Below are 1,652 nucleotides of genomic sequence, written 5' to 3'. Positions count from 1 at the left end.
CCCCGCATCCCAACGGGGAAGGTACACGCCGGCACCAACAAGCCGGCCACCGCGGGGTGGAGCAGCCCGGTAGCTCGTCAGGCTCATAACCTGAAGGTCACAGGTTCAAATCCTGTCCCCGCAACCATATACAAAAGCTCGCTAGTTCAATGACTTAGCGGGCTTTTTGGCGTTTATAGTCGCTTGTGTTTAACGCTGTTCAAAGCTGTAAAAAACATGCGAATCTTGGCGAGCGAGATCAATAGGTTAGCAGCCAGTCTGTAAAACGCCCGGTGCCGTTCCCCGTCAGTCACCAGCCGCTTGTTCATATCGTTCGAGCACGAACGCGTCCCCTCCTGTTCATCAAGCTCGACGACACGCATTCTCAGTGTCGGATGAGGGAAGCAGCGGGCGATCGAACGCGGGACGGCCGCCTTATCTCGTGGCTGCGCCAGAATGACGTGAACGATCCCTGCATTGACGTTTTGCGCATGGGCGGGGTTCTCGATTAATTCGACGAAGCCCGGTCGAGACTTCCATTCGCCGGGCCTATCCGATTGCCAGCTGCGATAGATGCGGCCCTTGTCCTCAAATCGGTCCTGCCAAAGCGTGACCGAAACGTCACAGCCGTCCTCGCTGCGACCCGACCAACTCCATCTGGTGTTCTTGGGCACCGTGCCGAAGAACGAGAAACATTCGCTATGCGTATATTCGCTTGGCATCTTATTCCCCGTCGGATCAGTTATGCTCGGCTTGCTTTGGCCGTAGATTGCGATTCATGATCGACCGATCACCGACTTTTTCGAAATAACCGTAACGGACTTGGAAGCCTGGCTAAGAGCAACATAGGCGTTACAGGCGCTCATAGAACGCGCGTCGAGGATGATTACTCGCTCCGCCTCAAGCCCCTTGAGCAGTAGCGTACTGCCGATGCCCAGCGCCGGAACATCCCGACCCTTGCTACGCTTGGCCTCACGCACCTCAAGGACCGAGGTCTTCAACTCGCCGTCCTCAGCAGTCCGACGCATCCCGTCCACCATGACGTTGAGAAGATCGGGGCGGAACACGTTTCGGTCGGGATCGACGGCCCACGATTCGAGCAGCCGCGCCAGGTTGCCGAATGTTACGTTTTGCCGGGCGGCTACGAAGGCAAAATCCGCATCGCTTTCAGGTACAACGGTACCGGCTGTGATTTTATTAAGCCGGTCCACTAAGTCGTTGTCGATGTGAGACATTACCGATCGAGCGAACTTCAGAACAGCATTCAGTCTGTCACGGTCCTTTTTGCTCCCAATGTCTTGAGCCGAATCCCTCACTTCGGGCATATCGGCCCGCTCGACGACCTGTACGCCGACATGAGCCTTGGCGAATGCGACTCGCGATCTAGGGTCCGTAGCACTGCCCACGATGAGAGATGATGTTGTAGCCATGCCCTCCATGATGGCCATTGCGTCAGCCTCGACCGCATCCTGCTGCGTCTGGTCGGCGGTCTGCTTCCATATGACATTGGCGGGAGCGGTTGTCAGATCTACGCCCTCACCGCGCTCTAGGTTTTGTCTGCATTCATCGTAACCAGATCATGGCACAGGCGAGATGTACGAAGCCAATGAAGGCAGTGATGGTTTTCTCGCAGCGCAGGGCGATGCGGCGGAAGCGTTTGAGCTTGTTGAAGA

At 56.5% G+C, this 1,652-nt stretch carries 2 protein-coding genes, 1 tRNA gene and 1 pseudogene; 1 reads left to right on the top strand and 3 read right to left on the bottom strand.

Features of this window, described 5'->3' with window-relative positions; genetic code table 11:
• Positions 1–50 precede the first annotated feature (50 nt).
• Positions 51–127, top strand: a tRNA-Met gene (locus tag ABD719_RS18590).
• A gap of 46 nt (positions 128–173) precedes the next feature.
• On the opposite strand, the gene ABD719_RS18585 is transcribed toward ABD719_RS18590, so the two are convergent.
• The 3 genes and pseudogenes from ABD719_RS18585 to ABD719_RS18575 form a co-directional block, all read right to left on the bottom strand.
• Complete coding sequence (locus tag ABD719_RS18585) at positions 174–701, bottom strand: hypothetical protein (RefSeq protein WP_344694857.1); 528 nt, start codon at positions 699–701, stop codon at positions 174–176.
• 54 nt (positions 702–755) lie between these two features.
• Positions 756–1,427 (bottom strand): hypothetical protein, encoded by a 672-nt coding sequence (locus tag ABD719_RS18580; protein WP_344694856.1) that lies wholly within the window; start codon positions 1,425–1,427, stop codon positions 756–758.
• 115 nt (positions 1,428–1,542) lie between these two features.
• Positions 1,543–1,652, bottom strand: a pseudogene (locus ABD719_RS18575) (IS5-like element IS711 family transposase); the annotation flags it as partial.

It is taken from the genome of Sphingomonas cynarae (genome assembly GCF_039537815.1).
Lineage (GTDB): Bacteria > Pseudomonadota > Alphaproteobacteria > Sphingomonadales > Sphingomonadaceae > Sphingomonas > Sphingomonas cynarae.
This window is presented reverse-complemented; position numbering and strand designations above follow the sequence as displayed.